Source organism: Portibacter marinus, assembly GCF_021533195.1.
Lineage (GTDB): Bacteria > Bacteroidota > Bacteroidia > Chitinophagales > Saprospiraceae > Portibacter > Portibacter marinus.
This window is the reverse complement of record NZ_JAJNKB010000005.1, coordinates 1-13617: the sequence shown is the minus strand read 5'-3', so window position 1 is coordinate 13617 and position 13617 is coordinate 1. Positions and strand designations below refer to the sequence as shown.

The window sequence follows — 13617 nt, the reverse complement described above, 5'->3', positions numbered from 1 at the left end:
AGGTTGCAAAAATGGTAATACCAGAAAAAGTCTGATTTTCTTATGATGTAAATCATCTGAGCTTTCGTATTCCAGTTTTTTTAGGCATCATCTTTGACCATTTCAGGTCATGCGTCCATTTGGATCTAATCACTTTCAATCGGTCTTTTAAAATTTAGCAAGCATGAAAAGATATTTAATTTGTCTGGCCCTTTTATCTTCAGCAACATTGTTTTCTCAAGTAGGCATTGGCACCAACACACCGAACGCAACATCAGCTTTAGACATTGAAGCTTCTAACTCCGGGCTTTTGATTCCTCGTGTGGCATTGACCGATGTAAGTGACAACAATGCACCGATTAGCAATCCTGCAGTCAGTCTTTTGGTTTACAATACGAATGGATCAGTTACGGGTGGAAGTGGGAGCGGTTATTATTATTGGACTGGCTCAGTTTGGGAAAAGTTGATCACTTCGACAGTCTTATCAGACGTCTGGACGACTTCAGGGAATGCTGGAACTGATCCTTCTACAGATTTTATCGGAACCACAGATGACCAGGACCTGAGCATCAGAACCAATAACACCGAAGCCATTAGAATTGATAATGCTGGAAATGTTGGCATAGGTGAAAACGACCCTTCCAATACATTAGAAGTGAACGGCAGTGTGCTTTTCAATGGAGATTTTGTCAATCAACAAGCACTGGGTGCGCACTCCGGTACTGTTCAAGAAGTTCCATTTACTAATCTTGTCCTCACTCCACTTACTGGGACCGATGTGAGTATTACGGTTACAGATGGTTCCGGTGTCACTAATTCGGCCGTATTTATCACAGGTTTTGCACGAGTATTTGGTGGAAACCTAAATGGTTCAAGTACTTCTGTTGGTAGTTATTTTCTCATTTTACAACGCGACACCGATCCTTCATTCTCTACACCTTCGATTCTTACCTATACAGGTGGTGCATGTTACATAGAAACTCCGAATGGAGGATCAAGTGCTTCTATTGGTTTTCAAGGTGGTGGTCATATTTCCTACTTAGACAGCGAACTTACGGCTGGTCAAACCTATTATTATCGCCTTGTATTCTATCCGAACTCAGTGGGAATTAATGCCGGTACTTTCGATGTTTACCAGAGAGATTTAGTAGTGCTTCAAATTAAGCAGTAGTTTCGGCTTTCAAACCTACGAAGGTTGTCAATTTCCCTGTTCTTTCAGATAATCAGCAACTTCGCTATGACCTTCACGCTGGGCAATCAATAAAGCGTTGTCTCCATTGTCCATTTTTATATTTATGGATGCGTTATGATCGACCAATAACTGAACTAAAGCAAGATTTCCTCTATGGGCTGCTGAATGTAAGGCGGTAACATTTTGTGTCTGAGTGGCATTGACATTTACTCCCTTTTCAATAAACAATTTGCAAAGTTCATAATTCTCCTTTGCAATCGCGGAGTGTAAAGCATTTACTTTCGATGGATTGGTGGCAGAAAGGTTAGGGTCAGCCCCAAATTGAATCAATAATTTTGCGATTTCCGTCTGATCAAAAAAAGCGGCAAGGGATAGCGGTGAGAATCCATCCTTTGAATGCGTATTCTTCAAATCAACCTCAGGATTATTTAAATAGTCGTTTACTATGTTCATTTGACCGCAGACAATAGCTTCATGAAACGTAAAAGATGCTTTAAGCTTTATGGCTTCCTCCAATGGCTCATGAAGTCCGCTATAAGCTATAAGTAGTAAACCAGAGCTTCCATTCTCATCTGTAATATTCAACACCTCAGGATACTTATTAATCAGCATAATAATCTGTTCAGCATCTTTGTTTTTAATATGCGTTTTTAATAGTTCAATCATATTTTGTTGTTGTGGCGTCAGATAAGTTGATATCGAAACAAGTAATAGTAAGAGTATTTTCATCCTTTTAAATTTCTACGAATGACGACAGAATTTAAAATATAGCATTACTATATATCACCTTTTCGAAAAGCACTGGGAGACTGTCCTACCAGACTTTTAAAATAACTGCTAAAATTGCCCATACTTGAATAACCGATATCAAAGGCAATATCCTGAATAGATTTGTCTGTCTCCAAGAGCTGACGTCTTGCTTCTTGGATTCTTTTGGTGGAAATATAATGGAATGGTGAAATACCAAAAAGCTTCTTAAAATTTCGCAATAAGTGATTTTCCGATAGGAGGCCTATGTTTGCTAGTTCCTTTAATCTTAAGCTTCTATGATAGTTGCAGTCCAAAAAGTCCTTTACATACCAAATCCTTTGATAGAGTTCTTCCCTAGTGGCTTTCTTTACTGTATGCAATCTCCTGGCGTCCAAAAGCGCATTTCTATTCTGTTCTAATATTGCATTCAACAATTCATGGTAAAACTCATCTTTCTCAAGTGCTTCTTGTCCTGCAGAAGTTTTTTTCCTGCCCATTTTTAGTAGCTCTGATACTTTTCCTTGATGGACATAATTCCTTTCAAATATTCTAAGTCCTGATTGTTCTTTTACTCTGAAATCTATTAATTCTTCGTCTGTAGCACTATTATCTGCTACTACCTTCTCAACAAATTTAGGCGAGAAAAATACGCAAAAGGATTCCGTTTTCTCGGTGCTATCAATCGTCAAACGATAATTGGTGCATTCATTAAGAATAAGAAAATTAGATTGGTCTACCTTATATTCACGCTGTTTGACCTGATAATCAGCACTCCCTCCGTAGAAAGATTTGATGGACAAGAAGCATTCCCCAGACCATTGATACTGCTTTGCTTGCTGATGAATGATAAAGTTTTGTGTCAATGTATTTCCGTTTAAAGTTGTGATTTGCTTGGTTTCAAAAATACATCATATTACTCCTATAGCTTAGATTTTTTGGCTTTGTGGAAAGCTTGCAATAAGAACTAAAGATCTACGAATATTAATCAAAACTTTTTCAAGTGCAATAGAATTTCCGCTTTCACTTCATCATAAGCTTCTTGCAACAACCAATGTCCTGCATCTAATTCAACAAACTTATAATAATCTGTGACGTAATCTTCAGTCCACTCAACACCGGATCGACTTAGCGCTTTATCATTTTTTCCCCAAATGAAGAGGGTGGGAATATCTATCATGTCCTTATCAAAACCTTTAACAAAGCCATTGTAATTGGCTCTGTACCAATTTATAGCAGACGTCAATGCCTTCTTCTGACTTAAGATATTTACATAAGCTTCGACCTCCTCCTCGCTATGTTCAGACCAAATGGTCTTCAGCATTTTAAAGTCATTTCTGGCCATCATAAATTCCGGCATTTTTTTGGTCTGGAAGTTTCTAATATAGTCGCTAGCCTTGTATTGTAGACTATCTTCCTGGTAAGCTCTGGAAAAGGCAGCCAAATGAGGAACGGAAAGAGAAGTAAAGCTATGCAGTCTTTCCGGATGATGAGCTGCCACCACCCAGCCCACTCCACTGCCCCAATCGTGACCGATCAGGTGAAAAGTATCGAGATTTAATGCATCTGCTATGGCCATAACATCTTCAGCTAAATACGAAATATGATATTGATCGGTTTCATGAGGTCTGGCCTTAAAACTATATCCTCTTTGATCTGGAGCAATAGTATAATAACCTTCCTTGTTTAGATCTGCCATCAACCTCTTGTAGATAATAGAAGATTCAGGGAAGCCATGTAAGAGTATGACCGGGATGTCATTTTCATCTCCGCTAATTTTAGTTGAAAATTCAAATCCATTTGCTTCTATCAGGCGATAACCGTCTGGCAAACTACCTTCTTGACTGCCTTGTCCTACGCGGTCTACGTATAAATAAGCGATTCCAGCCAATATAATTAGCAATAGGATAATAGCGGCAAAAATCTTAATAATCATATCTTTTTTTTTTATTGTTCATCCAGTATTTCTAACAAAATTTCATCGATGTGCTTTATCGCTTCCTTATCATTGAGCAATTCGTCCAGACGTGCATCTCCCATTTCCTGAATCCTGTATTCCGGCAAATCTTCTTTAAACAACAAATACACAAAGCGATCCACCGTTCGTTCTTTCAGGCCATGGGGAAGGTCATATTTGTGGACCAATGATTCTTCCATGCCTATGTGGGTAATTTCGTGGATGATGGTATTGGCAGGGTTATTATAATTCATGAATTCGCCTTGCTGATTCGTCCATAGGGTGATTACGCCTTCATCCGGGTCATAGCTCCCACCCGTTCCATATAGGGTGAATTGAATTTTATATTGGTCAAAGGTTTTGAAATTCCAATTCCAGCCGCTTAGTTTAACTTCAACTTTATCCATCATTCGATTCAGTAGTGCCAATTGACCTTCTACTTTCTGAATGGCGTTCTTGTACTTTGATCGATCATAAATTTTCGCTTCTAACAAACGATAAATCTCAGCGTAATCATCGTTACCAAAGTTTCCCTCTTTTGACTTATTGATCAGGTTGTCGATCAATGGGTCATCAGGTAGGTGGATGGTATAGCCTTGGCTTTCGAGGAAGGTGATATCGTTGATGGTACGCCAAATCGATGTTGCTTCCTGCTCAATTGATGGTTCGATAATTTGGATACGACTTGTGGTAGATTGCTTACACTCATTTACTGCGCTGAATAATAAAAGCATCAATAGAGTATTAAAAAAATGCATCAGTCTATTTTGATCAGGCTTTTAATTTTAACTTATTCCACTCCTAAATTATTGTCAATGAGTGCCAAAATCGCATCGATCTTATCTTTAACATTAGGATAGTAGTTCTGGTTAGCATAATTGATTGTGGCCACGTATGCTATGACTTCATTTTCAAAGTTAACATTCCTTAGCATATCAAGATTAGAAGCGTTAAAATTTGAGGAAGCGAGTTCTTTAAAATCTGGATTAAGCCTAACGAAAAGGTTTCTGGTGTTGCCTAGATTTTGTCCGATGTCAATAATCTGATATCTCAATCTAAATAACTCTTGTTCTTGAAATCGCACTTTATAGATTACACCGCTCCAGGATGAAAGGTTGTTTTTCAGTTCTTCGCTTTCGAATAAATCCATGTAATACAACTACTAAAGGAGCATTGATGCTTAAACCCTTCGGTAAATAAAAAATATATTCTCTGTTCATCCCATCGTGACTAAACTCTCTTCTCATTACGCCCGAATTTACTGACTTGTTAGAACTGCAGTTCGTGAAACAAATCAGAGCTGTGAAGTATAACAACAAAATTGATATTTTTTTCATTAATTATATCTTGGTGATAAGTCTCAGACACCATGAGTGAACAAATACGCCGGATCCAACTTCAGCGCAGGTGGCAATTTCGAGGTTTACGAGAGAGATTTATTGTTCTTGAAATTAAGCAGTAGAGGTTACATCATCAGAATAGTTGTTATAAATATGCTGCATTTTCAATAAATAATTGACTGCTAATAATACCGTAATTAGTAAGACTGCAAATAATTTTGTACGATGAAGGTCACCTATAATTACTATTTCTGAAAAAGATGAAAATCTACTGTAGAAAATATATATTGACAACAACAACAATATCGCAGCAATGAAAAATAAAGCTTTTTTTATTGAAGTAAAAGCAAGTTGAACTCTAACCGCCGATTTAGCTTCAATTTTCTCCATCAAAACATCTGTAAAATTTTCTGTAGTAGTTAATCCACTTTGTTTTAAAAGTACTTTGGCTCGATCTTCATTCATAATAATTGTGTTGTTTCATTGCCTAAAATTTTGTGAATTTGTAGTTGCATATTTTTTCGACCTCTATGTAAATCTACTTTAATTTTCGACTTAGTAAAGCCTGTTATTTCTTTTATTTCAACGATCGTATATTCGTATAAATAGAACAAGCGTAATATTAATGCTTCATCTGATTTCATCCTATTCAATGCCAAATTGATATATTTTTTTTGATCATCTTCCTTTAATCTTTTTAGTTCAGCATCTACATCAGTTTCTATAGGGGAATCTGAAAGCACCTCCATTGGCATGTGTTTTTTCTGTTGCTTGGCCATGTTATAAGCAGTATTGATTACAATTCGGAACAACCATGTTGAAAATTTTGAATCATGTCTAAAGGAATCTAATTTTTCAAAGACTTTAATAAATGCAGTTTGAACAGCATCTTCAGCCAGACTTGAATCTTTTAGCACAGAACTGGCCAAGGTGAAAGACGCATCTTTATAGGTATTGACCAAGGCTCTAAATGCGGATGTATCCCCCTCCTTGCAGCGTTGTAAAAGCTCATCGTCTAACGTTGTGTTTCGACTCACTTTTTTCTTTTACGTAACCTATCTGCAGCCAAAAGACCGAAGGCCCCAAAGACAAGGATGGTTCCCCAAATCAATAAATCAGCTGTATCTTCAGTCAGGTCCATCGTAGTGAAAATGGTAGAAACCATAAGTCCTATACCAAGCGACAATAAAATACATCCAAAATCTTGGTAAAGCATTTTTACAGATGATTCTGGATTAGCCAATCCCTTTTTAATCAATTCTTTTTTAATTAGGTAGCTATACCGTGCAATAATATAAATTATTGTAACTACCCCTGCCATTAAAAATAGCGCTCCTAGTGCTTCCTGCATATCTTTCATATTGATTCACTTTTATCCTTGAGAAATATTATCATAGTAATTCATTTAAAACAATTCTTTGGTTAAAACACTTCCCCCAAAGTTTTAGAAATTTCCTCTAAAAATGGAAGCATTTTTCCACTGTTAGTGAACAACACTAAACCGAATCCTTTTGCTGGAACAAACATGGAATATGACTGGAAATCGTGATTGTTGCCAGTATGCAGATGTATGATACCGTTTTGTGTAGGTTTCTGGGCAAAACCAAGTCCCCAACCTGTTTGTCCTGTTTCTAACTTAATTGGATTATCGTCTCTGAAATGTGTTTCTTCAAATAACATTTCACGAAAGGAATCTTCGCTTAACCCTTCTCTTTCCAGCATGGCAATAATAAAATTGGAATATTCTGACGCTTCGCTATGAATACTTGAATATGAGTTAAAGGTTTTTCCACTCCATCGACCATCTCCTGGTTTGTTTTGTGTGGGCTGACCTTCATTGTCATGACCGAAGACTTTATTCGATTCTAAATATTCATCCCACACAAAAGTGGTATGAGGCATCTTTAAATGTTGAGTTACTTTTTCCTGGAACAATTGATTTAGCCCTTCTTTAAAGCCAACACCTAGTTTCATTCCGATTACTGCAGCCAAATACTGGTAGGCTTCGCCTGAATACATAAAATCTGTGCCTGGCTTGAAGGCAAGTTTTATTTTTTTATCATAAGCATGATTGGGAAAGCCTGTTTGATGTGCTAAAACCATTCGTGCAGTTATTAATTTGTAATCTTCTTGCGATTCAGGTGAAATTCCGGGATGGGGTAAGTATTCGTGCAGAGGTTTATCTAATTCGATCGTCCCATTCTCAACCATTTTCATCACAAAATATGCAAAAATCGGTTTTGATAATGAAGCACCTTCGAACATGCTCTTTTTGTTCAATGGCTCCTTTGAATCAGCATTAGCCACTCCGAATACTTGGTGGTAAACCATCTTTTTCTCGTTGATAACAGCTACGGAAAGTCCAGGCATATCAGACTTTTCCATTGCTTTTTCAATAGCGCTGTCTAAGCTGGAAATAGAAATGGTTTTGCCATCTAGTGTTTGGATGTATTTGAATTGTGCAAAGGTCGCTGTTGTAGTCAAAGCGAATATGGTAATAGTTAGTATTTTTAAAAAAGGTATCAAAAATTTCATCTTGTTAATTTTAATTATTGAATGTAGTTGGGTGCATGCACATTCATTGGACAAGATTACTTTTTAATAGGTTACAAGTTTTTGCATTTCTTCGAACCTATTCACAAATTCTTCGGCACACCGCTGAATCATTATGGCTACACAAAAGAAACGAATTTTGAATCAGAAAGAATTGTAGAAAAGCGTGGGCTACCACCGATAGCCATTCACCCCTCCGTTTTCATCGTTGCTCTCATCAAAAAGGAAATCGAGGAACTCAAAGAAATTCTCTACCCTTCCATTTCCACTACTGGCTCCATCTATACACCAGTCATAAAGACCGTAAGACCCTCTCTCACTGGATTTGTCATCTGGGTGATACCAAGTGCAATGGCTCCAGAAAGACCTATTCGACTGTGAAAAAATTTGATGGCCTCGTGGAATGATTTGGTAAACGCCATACTTTCCGTTAACAAAGTCATCGGTTTCTGGTAGGTAGCCGCTGCCATAGTACGAATGTATGACCAGTTCGTCTATTAATTCAACAACCTTGGCAGCTCCTTTCCGAATTCTATCATCGAAATCTTGATTCAATCTGACCTGATCCCAGAAGTGATATGCATCTACGTAGGGAAAAGTCAATTGAGCGATTTCAATGTCTTCAGAGGTATTATGGTAATAACCAAGGGAGTTCTCTACGATCTCCTGAGTAAGCCACTTATCTTCAGCAATCAGAAGTCTTGCAACATGATCAATTGCAGACTTTAATCCGTCAATTTTTGAATTGTCGAATAAAGCCCAAGATGCCCATCTTTGTTGATCATAAATTTCTTCAAAAATCAATTTTGAAAATGCTTCTGGACTCATACTGGCAGGATCTATAGTCTTCTCGGTCCCTCCTTCGAAGAAATTTGTATCCAACTCCAGTTGAGAACCGGAATCAGAATTCAAACGCTCGAGAATCTTATCATACGCCCACGCACCTGAAAGTGGAGATGAAGCGATCACATAATCTGCCGAAAAAGTGGGACTTTCCGGACGCCACTGATATAAATTTTCAAGGCCAGCCATAGAACATACATCCAAACCAAATATATCCACTGATTCTTCCTTTGTCAATATCTTAGTAAGTTCGGCTGGATAAAGTCGATCATTGTCCTCCACTTCTGAGTCAGCACACATACCCATTCCATTTCCATGTGATCGCAAGACCAGCAGATAGTGTTCTGCTGGATAATAATGCTTACAATATTGAATAAACTTTTTGAGGGTTTCGGCGTCTCCCATATTGGCGTCAAAGGTTTTACCAGGGCCGATCTTCGGATAGTAATGATTACCTTCTAAGGTTGTGCTTTTGTCGTGCCCTATCTCAAAAAGCCTAGTGTCTGTAAAGTTTTCTTCAAGTGTGGTAGAGTCTTCCGAAAAACCTTCAATTCTATCTATTAACAAAATCAGATTATATTCATCTGACTGCTTCCCCTTTTTCATTTCTTCTACATCACTTAGCAGGTCGATTTCAGAGGAATTAGATCCAGCGGCATAGTACATAATTGTCCAGTTCTTTGCTGGTTGCGCAAATGAAATAGCTACGATTACAGACATGCTTACCGCCAAAAAATATTTAATATTCATTTGTATATTTTAAGATTCACCAGTGCTTAATATCAACACTATTAAGATTAATTATTCTTTGATAGATGCAGAATACGCAATAAATGGTGTATCGACATATTGTGGATTAATAGTTAATATTTAAAATAATTTACTGCGTACTTGCTCATAGGTAGAGTCATTTCGTTTTGTAGATTAAGCATCAGCATCTTCAACATAATTATCAATAAAATGTAAACAATAATTAGAATGAAAATACTTTTATCGGCAGTAACTTTAATTTTCTACAGTGGAATCTTTTCAGCTCAGAATTTCACCGAACTTGAGTATGGATCCTATGAAGTAGGTGTAAAAATACTGAAAATAGAAGACCATACCAGGAGGTCCAAACTTCACAATCGTCCTATCACTGTTCAGATTTGGTATCCCTCGCACAAGAGAACATCTGAAAAATTGACCACTAAGGATTACTTAGAACTTAAATATCAGGAAGCTGATAATAGGACTGTTCCTGGCCATTTAAAAATCGCAGCAGCTCATAAAGTCAGGGGAAGTATGGATCGTTGGTACGGCCACATTGATGAGGATAAATGGAACGATCTAATGGCTACAAAGTGGCATGCCTCGTTGGATTTACCTTACTTGAACGAAGCCAAACCTTGGATTGGGATATTTCGCTTGAAATCTTTAAATCAATTCCAACTCATATTTTTCGCTTTCATTCAATGTTTCCTCTTCCATTAAGGCCACATTAGTGTATAAAAGCTTCAGCAGATAACTGGCGAGAATCGTCTTACCAGTTCCGGTACTTCCTTTAACAACAATGGTCGTTTCGGGATGATGTGTGAGGTGTTCCAATAGTTCTATAACGGAATAATATTGATCTTCAGAAAGCGACTTGTACGGAGAATATTTGAAAAGCTCGCTGTTTTCGATTTCCTCAAGTGTCTTACTTACCACCTTCTTTTCTAAAAGCTTATTCCAGATCTCAGAAAAGAGGTTTGCATAAATATCCTGTTGATAGTAATTGTGATTGATCAGTCCAAAATTACCGTTGAGCAATTCGAAGCTTCCTTCACCCGAGAGATATTGAATGAGTTTAGATTCAATGTCAAGTGTTGCTGATTTATTGAATTTGTCTGAACCGATGATGGACAGCATGTTTAGACTGGACTTTTCTTTATTTTTGAGATGATTTTTGACACGTTGTGAGAAATTGGTGGATTCACCGACATAGGCCTTTTTCGTCTCATTACTGTTGATAAAATAGACGATGGGCCACTGATTTTTAACCCATTTATTGTCGACAATCTGGGGCAGGTTTTTTTTATCAAATGGGTAGGGTTCAGAAACTTCGATAGACAGCTCATACCCTGCCCTCATAGCTCATTGTATTTGGTCGCTACGTTTTTTGATTTTTCTACCGGATATTTCACAGCATTCTTTTTGATTTTCTCAATAACGATTTCCTCTACATCGAAATCATATTTATCAGCCAGGAGTAGAGCGTAAGCGAGAACATCGGCCAATTCCTCTTTGATCATATCTACGTTTCCTTCCTCGGCTGACTTCCAAAGAAAGCATTCTAATAATTCACTCGATTCGATGCCCAGAGCTAACGCCAGGTCTTTGGCATTATGAAATTGTGCCCAGTTGCGTTCATCTCGGAAGGCCTTTAATTTTTCAATAACGTTTTGCATGTTGCAATATAGGGATAAATCAAAATTTTAGCTTATCTCAGAAAATCTTATCCATAGTGTTAGTGATGCATTTGATTGTACCTGTTCGATGATAACGGTTAGTATATGAAAAGTAGGCGATTTCGAAGCTCGCAACTTTCGGTTAAGCACAAAGTTTGATACGAGCCAAAAGCCTTGACTTTAGCAATTATTCGCCTATTTTTTATATACATTGTTGGCGGTATGTGCTTTCATTCTTCCTTTAATTTAAAACAATTCCGTAGATTATCATTATTAATGATGGCTCCAATAATATCTTCGCTTTTCTTTGCAATCTTAAACGGATGTTCTTTGTAAAGTTTGGCATAGATGTCATCTACTTCTGTCAGTACTACTTCAATTTTAGTTTCCGATAGGTCTTTTATTTTTTGAGAATAGTTGCTGTGCCATTTCATATTTTCAGGACTTACCCAACCGTTTTTAATAAAACCCTTCGTCTTTTTTGGACACCTGCAAGGGTTCGCAGTATTGACTAATCCACAACGATTGTGCATCCATTGATGCAGGTCTTTCCTTGCACGGGAAAGTTTTTGTCGAAAATTATCAGGGGTGATTTCAAATATTTCACTTGCCAATTGATGGTCTATTTCAAAAACTTCGCCTACTATGTAGGTTAGTCGTTGCTCTCTGTCCAAACACATCAGCATACCGGCCATACAAGCAACTTTACTTTCTTCTATCTCAAGTTGCATTTCCTTTTCTTCCATTTCTGATAGGGCAATATTTGGCGAACCATCAATGTAATCAAAGAATATGTCAAAACTTGTTACCACTTTCTCGTAGCTTTGTTTTTTAATGTTCAAGAAATGATTGAAAGTTATGCGGTATAGCCAAGTTCTGAATTTGCCTTTGGACGGGTCGTATTTGGCTAAACTTGTTACTAATTTTACTAAAATCTCTTGGGTTACATCTTCTGCATCTTCGACATTATTAATCATTTTCATTGCAATGTTGAAAATGTATTGTTGATGTCTTATAACCAATTCACTCAAACTATTACGGTCACCATTTGTTGCCTTGGCAATCAAGATTTGGTCGTAATCGTCTGAATAATTTTTACCGCTAAATGGATTTTCTTTTACTTTCATTTTGAAGCCTTAAATATCGAGATTTTGTAATTACTACCACCAAATTTATACTTTCCGTTTGCTTCGCCTTTTTCATTGAAGATGAAAAACAGACTTCCCTTATAGATATTTCCGTTATCTGCATTGGTTTGCCAATTGCCTTCAAAACGATTGGCATGTACATTTAAAGTGAGCGTCATTTTTCCTTTACGGTTTTCACCTTCGGAAAAGTAGCCATATTCAATCATCAATTCATTATTATCAAAAGTAGCAGCAGGGATTCTTGCAATCCCTGCTGCTTGAATGTCCATTTTGTAGTTTGCAAAATCTTTGATGAAAATAGATGCGAATTCCTTTTGTATCATATTATTTTGTGCATTTGAATTACAACCAATGAAAATCAAACCTATGATGTAAATGAATTTTTTCATTTTGATATTTTTTCAAGACCATTAGCACCTTCCCCATACATACTTTCAACAGCTTGCTTTACCATTTCAAAGAGTGATTCGTCTTTTATGGTAAATTCTAAATCCCATTGAAGTTGAGTTTGCTCTCCTTTTTCATTGACTTTCATTGTGCCAACTACATTTTCAATTGGAAGTAAGGGTTGAGAGTCGATTGAGTATTGGAATACTTGGTTTGTGTTATCCACTTTCAAAATCGTTTCGTTCATTTCTCCTTGTTCGGTTAAACACACCCTTTTGTCTCCGTCTAATTGACAAGCGGTAATAACTGGAAGCCATTCATTAACTCCTGTTGCTTTGCTAATATTAGCCCATACATTTTCTGATGGTGCTTTGATAGTGTGCATTGTTGAAATTATCTTTTTCATCGGATTATTTTTTTTGAGTTTCGTATTTGATTCCTTTTGATTCGAGATTTTGTCTCTCCTTGCTGTCAATGGTGCATTGACCTGTGAAATAGCAAATGAAGCAACGGGCAGAAAGGACTGTCCCAAATTGTGCAATCGCTAAGACTCCAAATAGAATGAAATATGTAATGTTACTACTGAAAAAGTAAATAGCTCCAACTGTCGCCCCAATGCCAACAATGGTTCTTACAGTTCGGTCTTGCCAACCAATGTTTCTGTTGTAGGAATATGTTATTCCCCTGATTAATCTGTTCATATTGTTTCTTTTTTTTTAGTCCTTCCACTTTGTGAGGAATTACTATTGAAACAACAGAACTTGTCAAGTGTGACAAAACTTTTTAAAAATTCTCTTTTTAGTCAAGCGTGATTATGTCTGAGTGGGTCTTTCTTCATTACCGCCAAAGGTTTTGCCATAAGATGAGGAATGACGATAGGAGTTCTTCATTCTTCATGGCTTGTTATCTTCTGTTGTGTGCCCTGAAGTTCCATCGGGTACTAAGTTAATCAAAAGTGGTTAATGGAAATAGATGGAACAAGTTGTAATTGAGATGAAAGACCTCTTCAAAGGTTGGATGGAAAGGAAACGAGCTGGCTCCA

At 37.1% G+C, this 13617-nt stretch carries 18 protein-coding genes; 2 read left to right on the top strand and 16 right to left on the bottom strand.

The genetic code is table 11. The features are described 5' to 3' along the window. Positions 1–163: 163 nt before the first annotated feature. Complete coding sequence (locus L2567_RS12835) at positions 164–1150, top strand: hypothetical protein (protein ID WP_235298187.1); 987 nt, start codon at positions 164–166, stop codon at positions 1148–1150. Between the two features lie 27 nt (positions 1151–1177). Here L2567_RS12835 and L2567_RS12830 read toward each other — a convergent pair whose 3' ends face one another. The 10 genes from L2567_RS12830 to L2567_RS12785 all read right to left on the bottom strand — a co-directional run bounded on the left by L2567_RS12830 (position 1178) and on the right by L2567_RS12785 (position 9361). Beyond that, complete coding sequence (locus L2567_RS12830; protein ID WP_235298186.1) at positions 1178–1900, bottom strand: ankyrin repeat domain-containing protein; 723 nt, start codon at positions 1898–1900, stop codon at positions 1178–1180. 47 nt (positions 1901–1947) lie between these two features. Continuing rightward, positions 1948–2784, bottom strand: a complete 837-nt coding sequence (locus L2567_RS12825) for a helix-turn-helix transcriptional regulator (protein WP_235298185.1) — start codon at positions 2782–2784, stop codon at positions 1948–1950. Positions 2785–2906: 122 nt separating this feature from the next. Further along, positions 2907–3854 carry an alpha/beta fold hydrolase gene (locus L2567_RS12820; protein ID WP_235298184.1) on the bottom strand — a complete coding sequence of 316 codons (948 nt, stop codon included), beginning with the start codon at positions 3852–3854 and terminating at the stop codon, positions 2907–2909. Between the two features lie 11 nt (positions 3855–3865). Continuing rightward, positions 3866–4609 carry a hypothetical protein gene (locus L2567_RS12815; RefSeq protein WP_235298183.1) on the bottom strand — a complete coding sequence of 248 codons (744 nt, stop codon included), beginning with the start codon at positions 4607–4609 and terminating at the stop codon, positions 3866–3868. A 56-nt stretch (positions 4610–4665) separates the two neighbouring features. Next, a complete protein-coding gene (locus L2567_RS12810; protein ID WP_235298182.1) occupies positions 4666–5025 on the bottom strand; it encodes a hypothetical protein in 360 nt (119 codons plus the stop codon). Between the two features lie 301 nt (positions 5026–5326). Then, positions 5327–5680 (bottom strand): hypothetical protein, encoded by a 354-nt coding sequence (locus L2567_RS12805; protein WP_235298181.1) that lies wholly within the window; start codon positions 5678–5680, stop codon positions 5327–5329. Further along, on the bottom strand, positions 5677–6252 hold the full coding sequence (locus L2567_RS12800) for an RNA polymerase sigma factor (RefSeq protein WP_235298180.1): 576 nt from the start codon (positions 6250–6252) through the stop codon (positions 5677–5679). Before L2567_RS12800 ends, L2567_RS12805 begins: the two co-directional genes overlap by 4 nt. Next, complete coding sequence (locus L2567_RS12795) at positions 6249–6575, bottom strand: hypothetical protein (RefSeq protein WP_235298179.1); 327 nt, start codon at positions 6573–6575, stop codon at positions 6249–6251. Before L2567_RS12795 ends, L2567_RS12800 begins: the two co-directional genes overlap by 4 nt. 62 nt (positions 6576–6637) lie before the next feature. After that, positions 6638–7750, bottom strand: coding sequence for a serine hydrolase domain-containing protein (locus tag L2567_RS12790; RefSeq protein WP_235298178.1), 1113 nt, complete (start codon positions 7748–7750; stop codon positions 6638–6640). Between the two features lie 189 nt (positions 7751–7939). Beyond that, positions 7940–9361: a clostripain-related cysteine peptidase gene (locus tag L2567_RS12785; protein ID WP_235298177.1), complete on the bottom strand. Its 1422-nt coding sequence runs from the start codon at positions 9359–9361 to the stop codon at positions 7940–7942. A 228-nt stretch (positions 9362–9589) separates the two neighbouring features. On the opposite strand from L2567_RS12785, the gene L2567_RS12780 reads away from it, so the two are divergent. Continuing rightward, complete coding sequence (locus tag L2567_RS12780) at positions 9590–10084, top strand: hypothetical protein (RefSeq protein WP_235298176.1); 495 nt, start codon at positions 9590–9592, stop codon at positions 10082–10084. On the opposite strand, the gene L2567_RS12775 is transcribed toward L2567_RS12780, so the two are convergent. The 6 genes from L2567_RS12775 to L2567_RS12750 form a co-directional block, all read right to left on the bottom strand. Next, positions 10028–10723 (bottom strand): GIY-YIG nuclease family protein, encoded by a 696-nt coding sequence (locus L2567_RS12775; RefSeq protein ID WP_235298175.1) that lies wholly within the window; start codon positions 10721–10723, stop codon positions 10028–10030. The two genes, L2567_RS12780 and L2567_RS12775, sit on opposite strands and share 57 nt — an antisense overlap. After that, on the bottom strand, positions 10720–11040 hold the full coding sequence (locus L2567_RS12770; protein ID WP_235298174.1) for a nucleotide pyrophosphohydrolase: 321 nt from the start codon (positions 11038–11040) through the stop codon (positions 10720–10722). Before L2567_RS12770 ends, L2567_RS12775 begins: the two co-directional genes overlap by 4 nt. Positions 11041–11270: 230 nt before the next feature. Continuing rightward, positions 11271–12167 (bottom strand): RNA polymerase sigma factor, encoded by an 897-nt coding sequence (locus L2567_RS12765; protein ID WP_235298173.1) that lies wholly within the window; start codon positions 12165–12167, stop codon positions 11271–11273. Further along, positions 12164–12577, bottom strand: a complete 414-nt coding sequence (locus L2567_RS12760; RefSeq protein WP_235298172.1) for a hypothetical protein — start codon at positions 12575–12577, stop codon at positions 12164–12166. The genes L2567_RS12765 and L2567_RS12760 overlap by 4 nt, the downstream gene beginning before the upstream one ends. Further along, positions 12574–12981: an SRPBCC family protein gene (locus L2567_RS12755; RefSeq protein ID WP_235298171.1), complete on the bottom strand. Its 408-nt coding sequence runs from the start codon at positions 12979–12981 to the stop codon at positions 12574–12576. Before L2567_RS12755 ends, L2567_RS12760 begins: the two co-directional genes overlap by 4 nt. 4 nt (positions 12982–12985) lie before the next feature. After that, positions 12986–13276: a hypothetical protein gene (locus tag L2567_RS12750; RefSeq protein WP_235298170.1), complete on the bottom strand. Its 291-nt coding sequence runs from the start codon at positions 13274–13276 to the stop codon at positions 12986–12988. Positions 13277–13617 lie beyond the last annotated feature (341 nt).

Bases quoted from the DNA above. Each gene is read 5' to 3' on its own strand.
- L2567_RS12805 (WP_235298181.1), bottom strand. From the start codon at position 5,680: ATGAATGAAGATCGAGCCAAAGTACTTTTAAAACAAAGTGGATTAACT.
- L2567_RS12835 (WP_235298187.1), top strand. From the start codon at position 164: ATGAAAAGATATTTAATTTGTCTGGCCCTTTTATCTTCAGCAACATTG.
- L2567_RS12755 (WP_235298171.1), bottom strand. From the start codon at position 12,981: ATGAAAAAGATAATTTCAACAATGCACACTATCAAAGCACCATCAGAA.
- L2567_RS12795 (WP_235298179.1), bottom strand. From the start codon at position 6,575: ATGAAAGATATGCAGGAAGCACTAGGAGCGCTATTTTTAATGGCAGGG.
- L2567_RS12785 (WP_235298177.1), bottom strand. From the start codon at position 9,361: ATGAATATTAAATATTTTTTGGCGGTAAGCATGTCTGTAATCGTAGCT.
- L2567_RS12810 (WP_235298182.1), bottom strand. From the start codon at position 5,025: ATGGATTTATTCGAAAGCGAAGAACTGAAAAACAACCTTTCATCCTGG.
- L2567_RS12790 (WP_235298178.1), bottom strand. From the start codon at position 7,750: ATGAAATTTTTGATACCTTTTTTAAAAATACTAACTATTACCATATTC.
- L2567_RS12765 (WP_235298173.1), bottom strand. From the start codon at position 12,167: ATGAAAGTAAAAGAAAATCCATTTAGCGGTAAAAATTATTCAGACGAT.
- L2567_RS12830 (WP_235298186.1), bottom strand. From the start codon at position 1,900: ATGAAAATACTCTTACTATTACTTGTTTCGATATCAACTTATCTGACG.
- L2567_RS12770 (WP_235298174.1), bottom strand. From the start codon at position 11,040: ATGCAAAACGTTATTGAAAAATTAAAGGCCTTCCGAGATGAACGCAAC.
- L2567_RS12815 (WP_235298183.1), bottom strand. From the start codon at position 4,609: ATGCTTTTATTATTCAGCGCAGTAAATGAGTGTAAGCAATCTACCACA.
- L2567_RS12780 (WP_235298176.1), top strand. From the start codon at position 9,590: ATGAAAATACTTTTATCGGCAGTAACTTTAATTTTCTACAGTGGAATC.
- L2567_RS12760 (WP_235298172.1), bottom strand. From the start codon at position 12,577: ATGAAAAAATTCATTTACATCATAGGTTTGATTTTCATTGGTTGTAAT.
- L2567_RS12750 (WP_235298170.1), bottom strand. From the start codon at position 13,276: ATGAACAGATTAATCAGGGGAATAACATATTCCTACAACAGAAACATT.
- L2567_RS12820 (WP_235298184.1), bottom strand. From the start codon at position 3,854: ATGATTATTAAGATTTTTGCCGCTATTATCCTATTGCTAATTATATTG.
- L2567_RS12775 (WP_235298175.1), bottom strand. From the start codon at position 10,723: ATGAGGGCAGGGTATGAGCTGTCTATCGAAGTTTCTGAACCCTACCCA.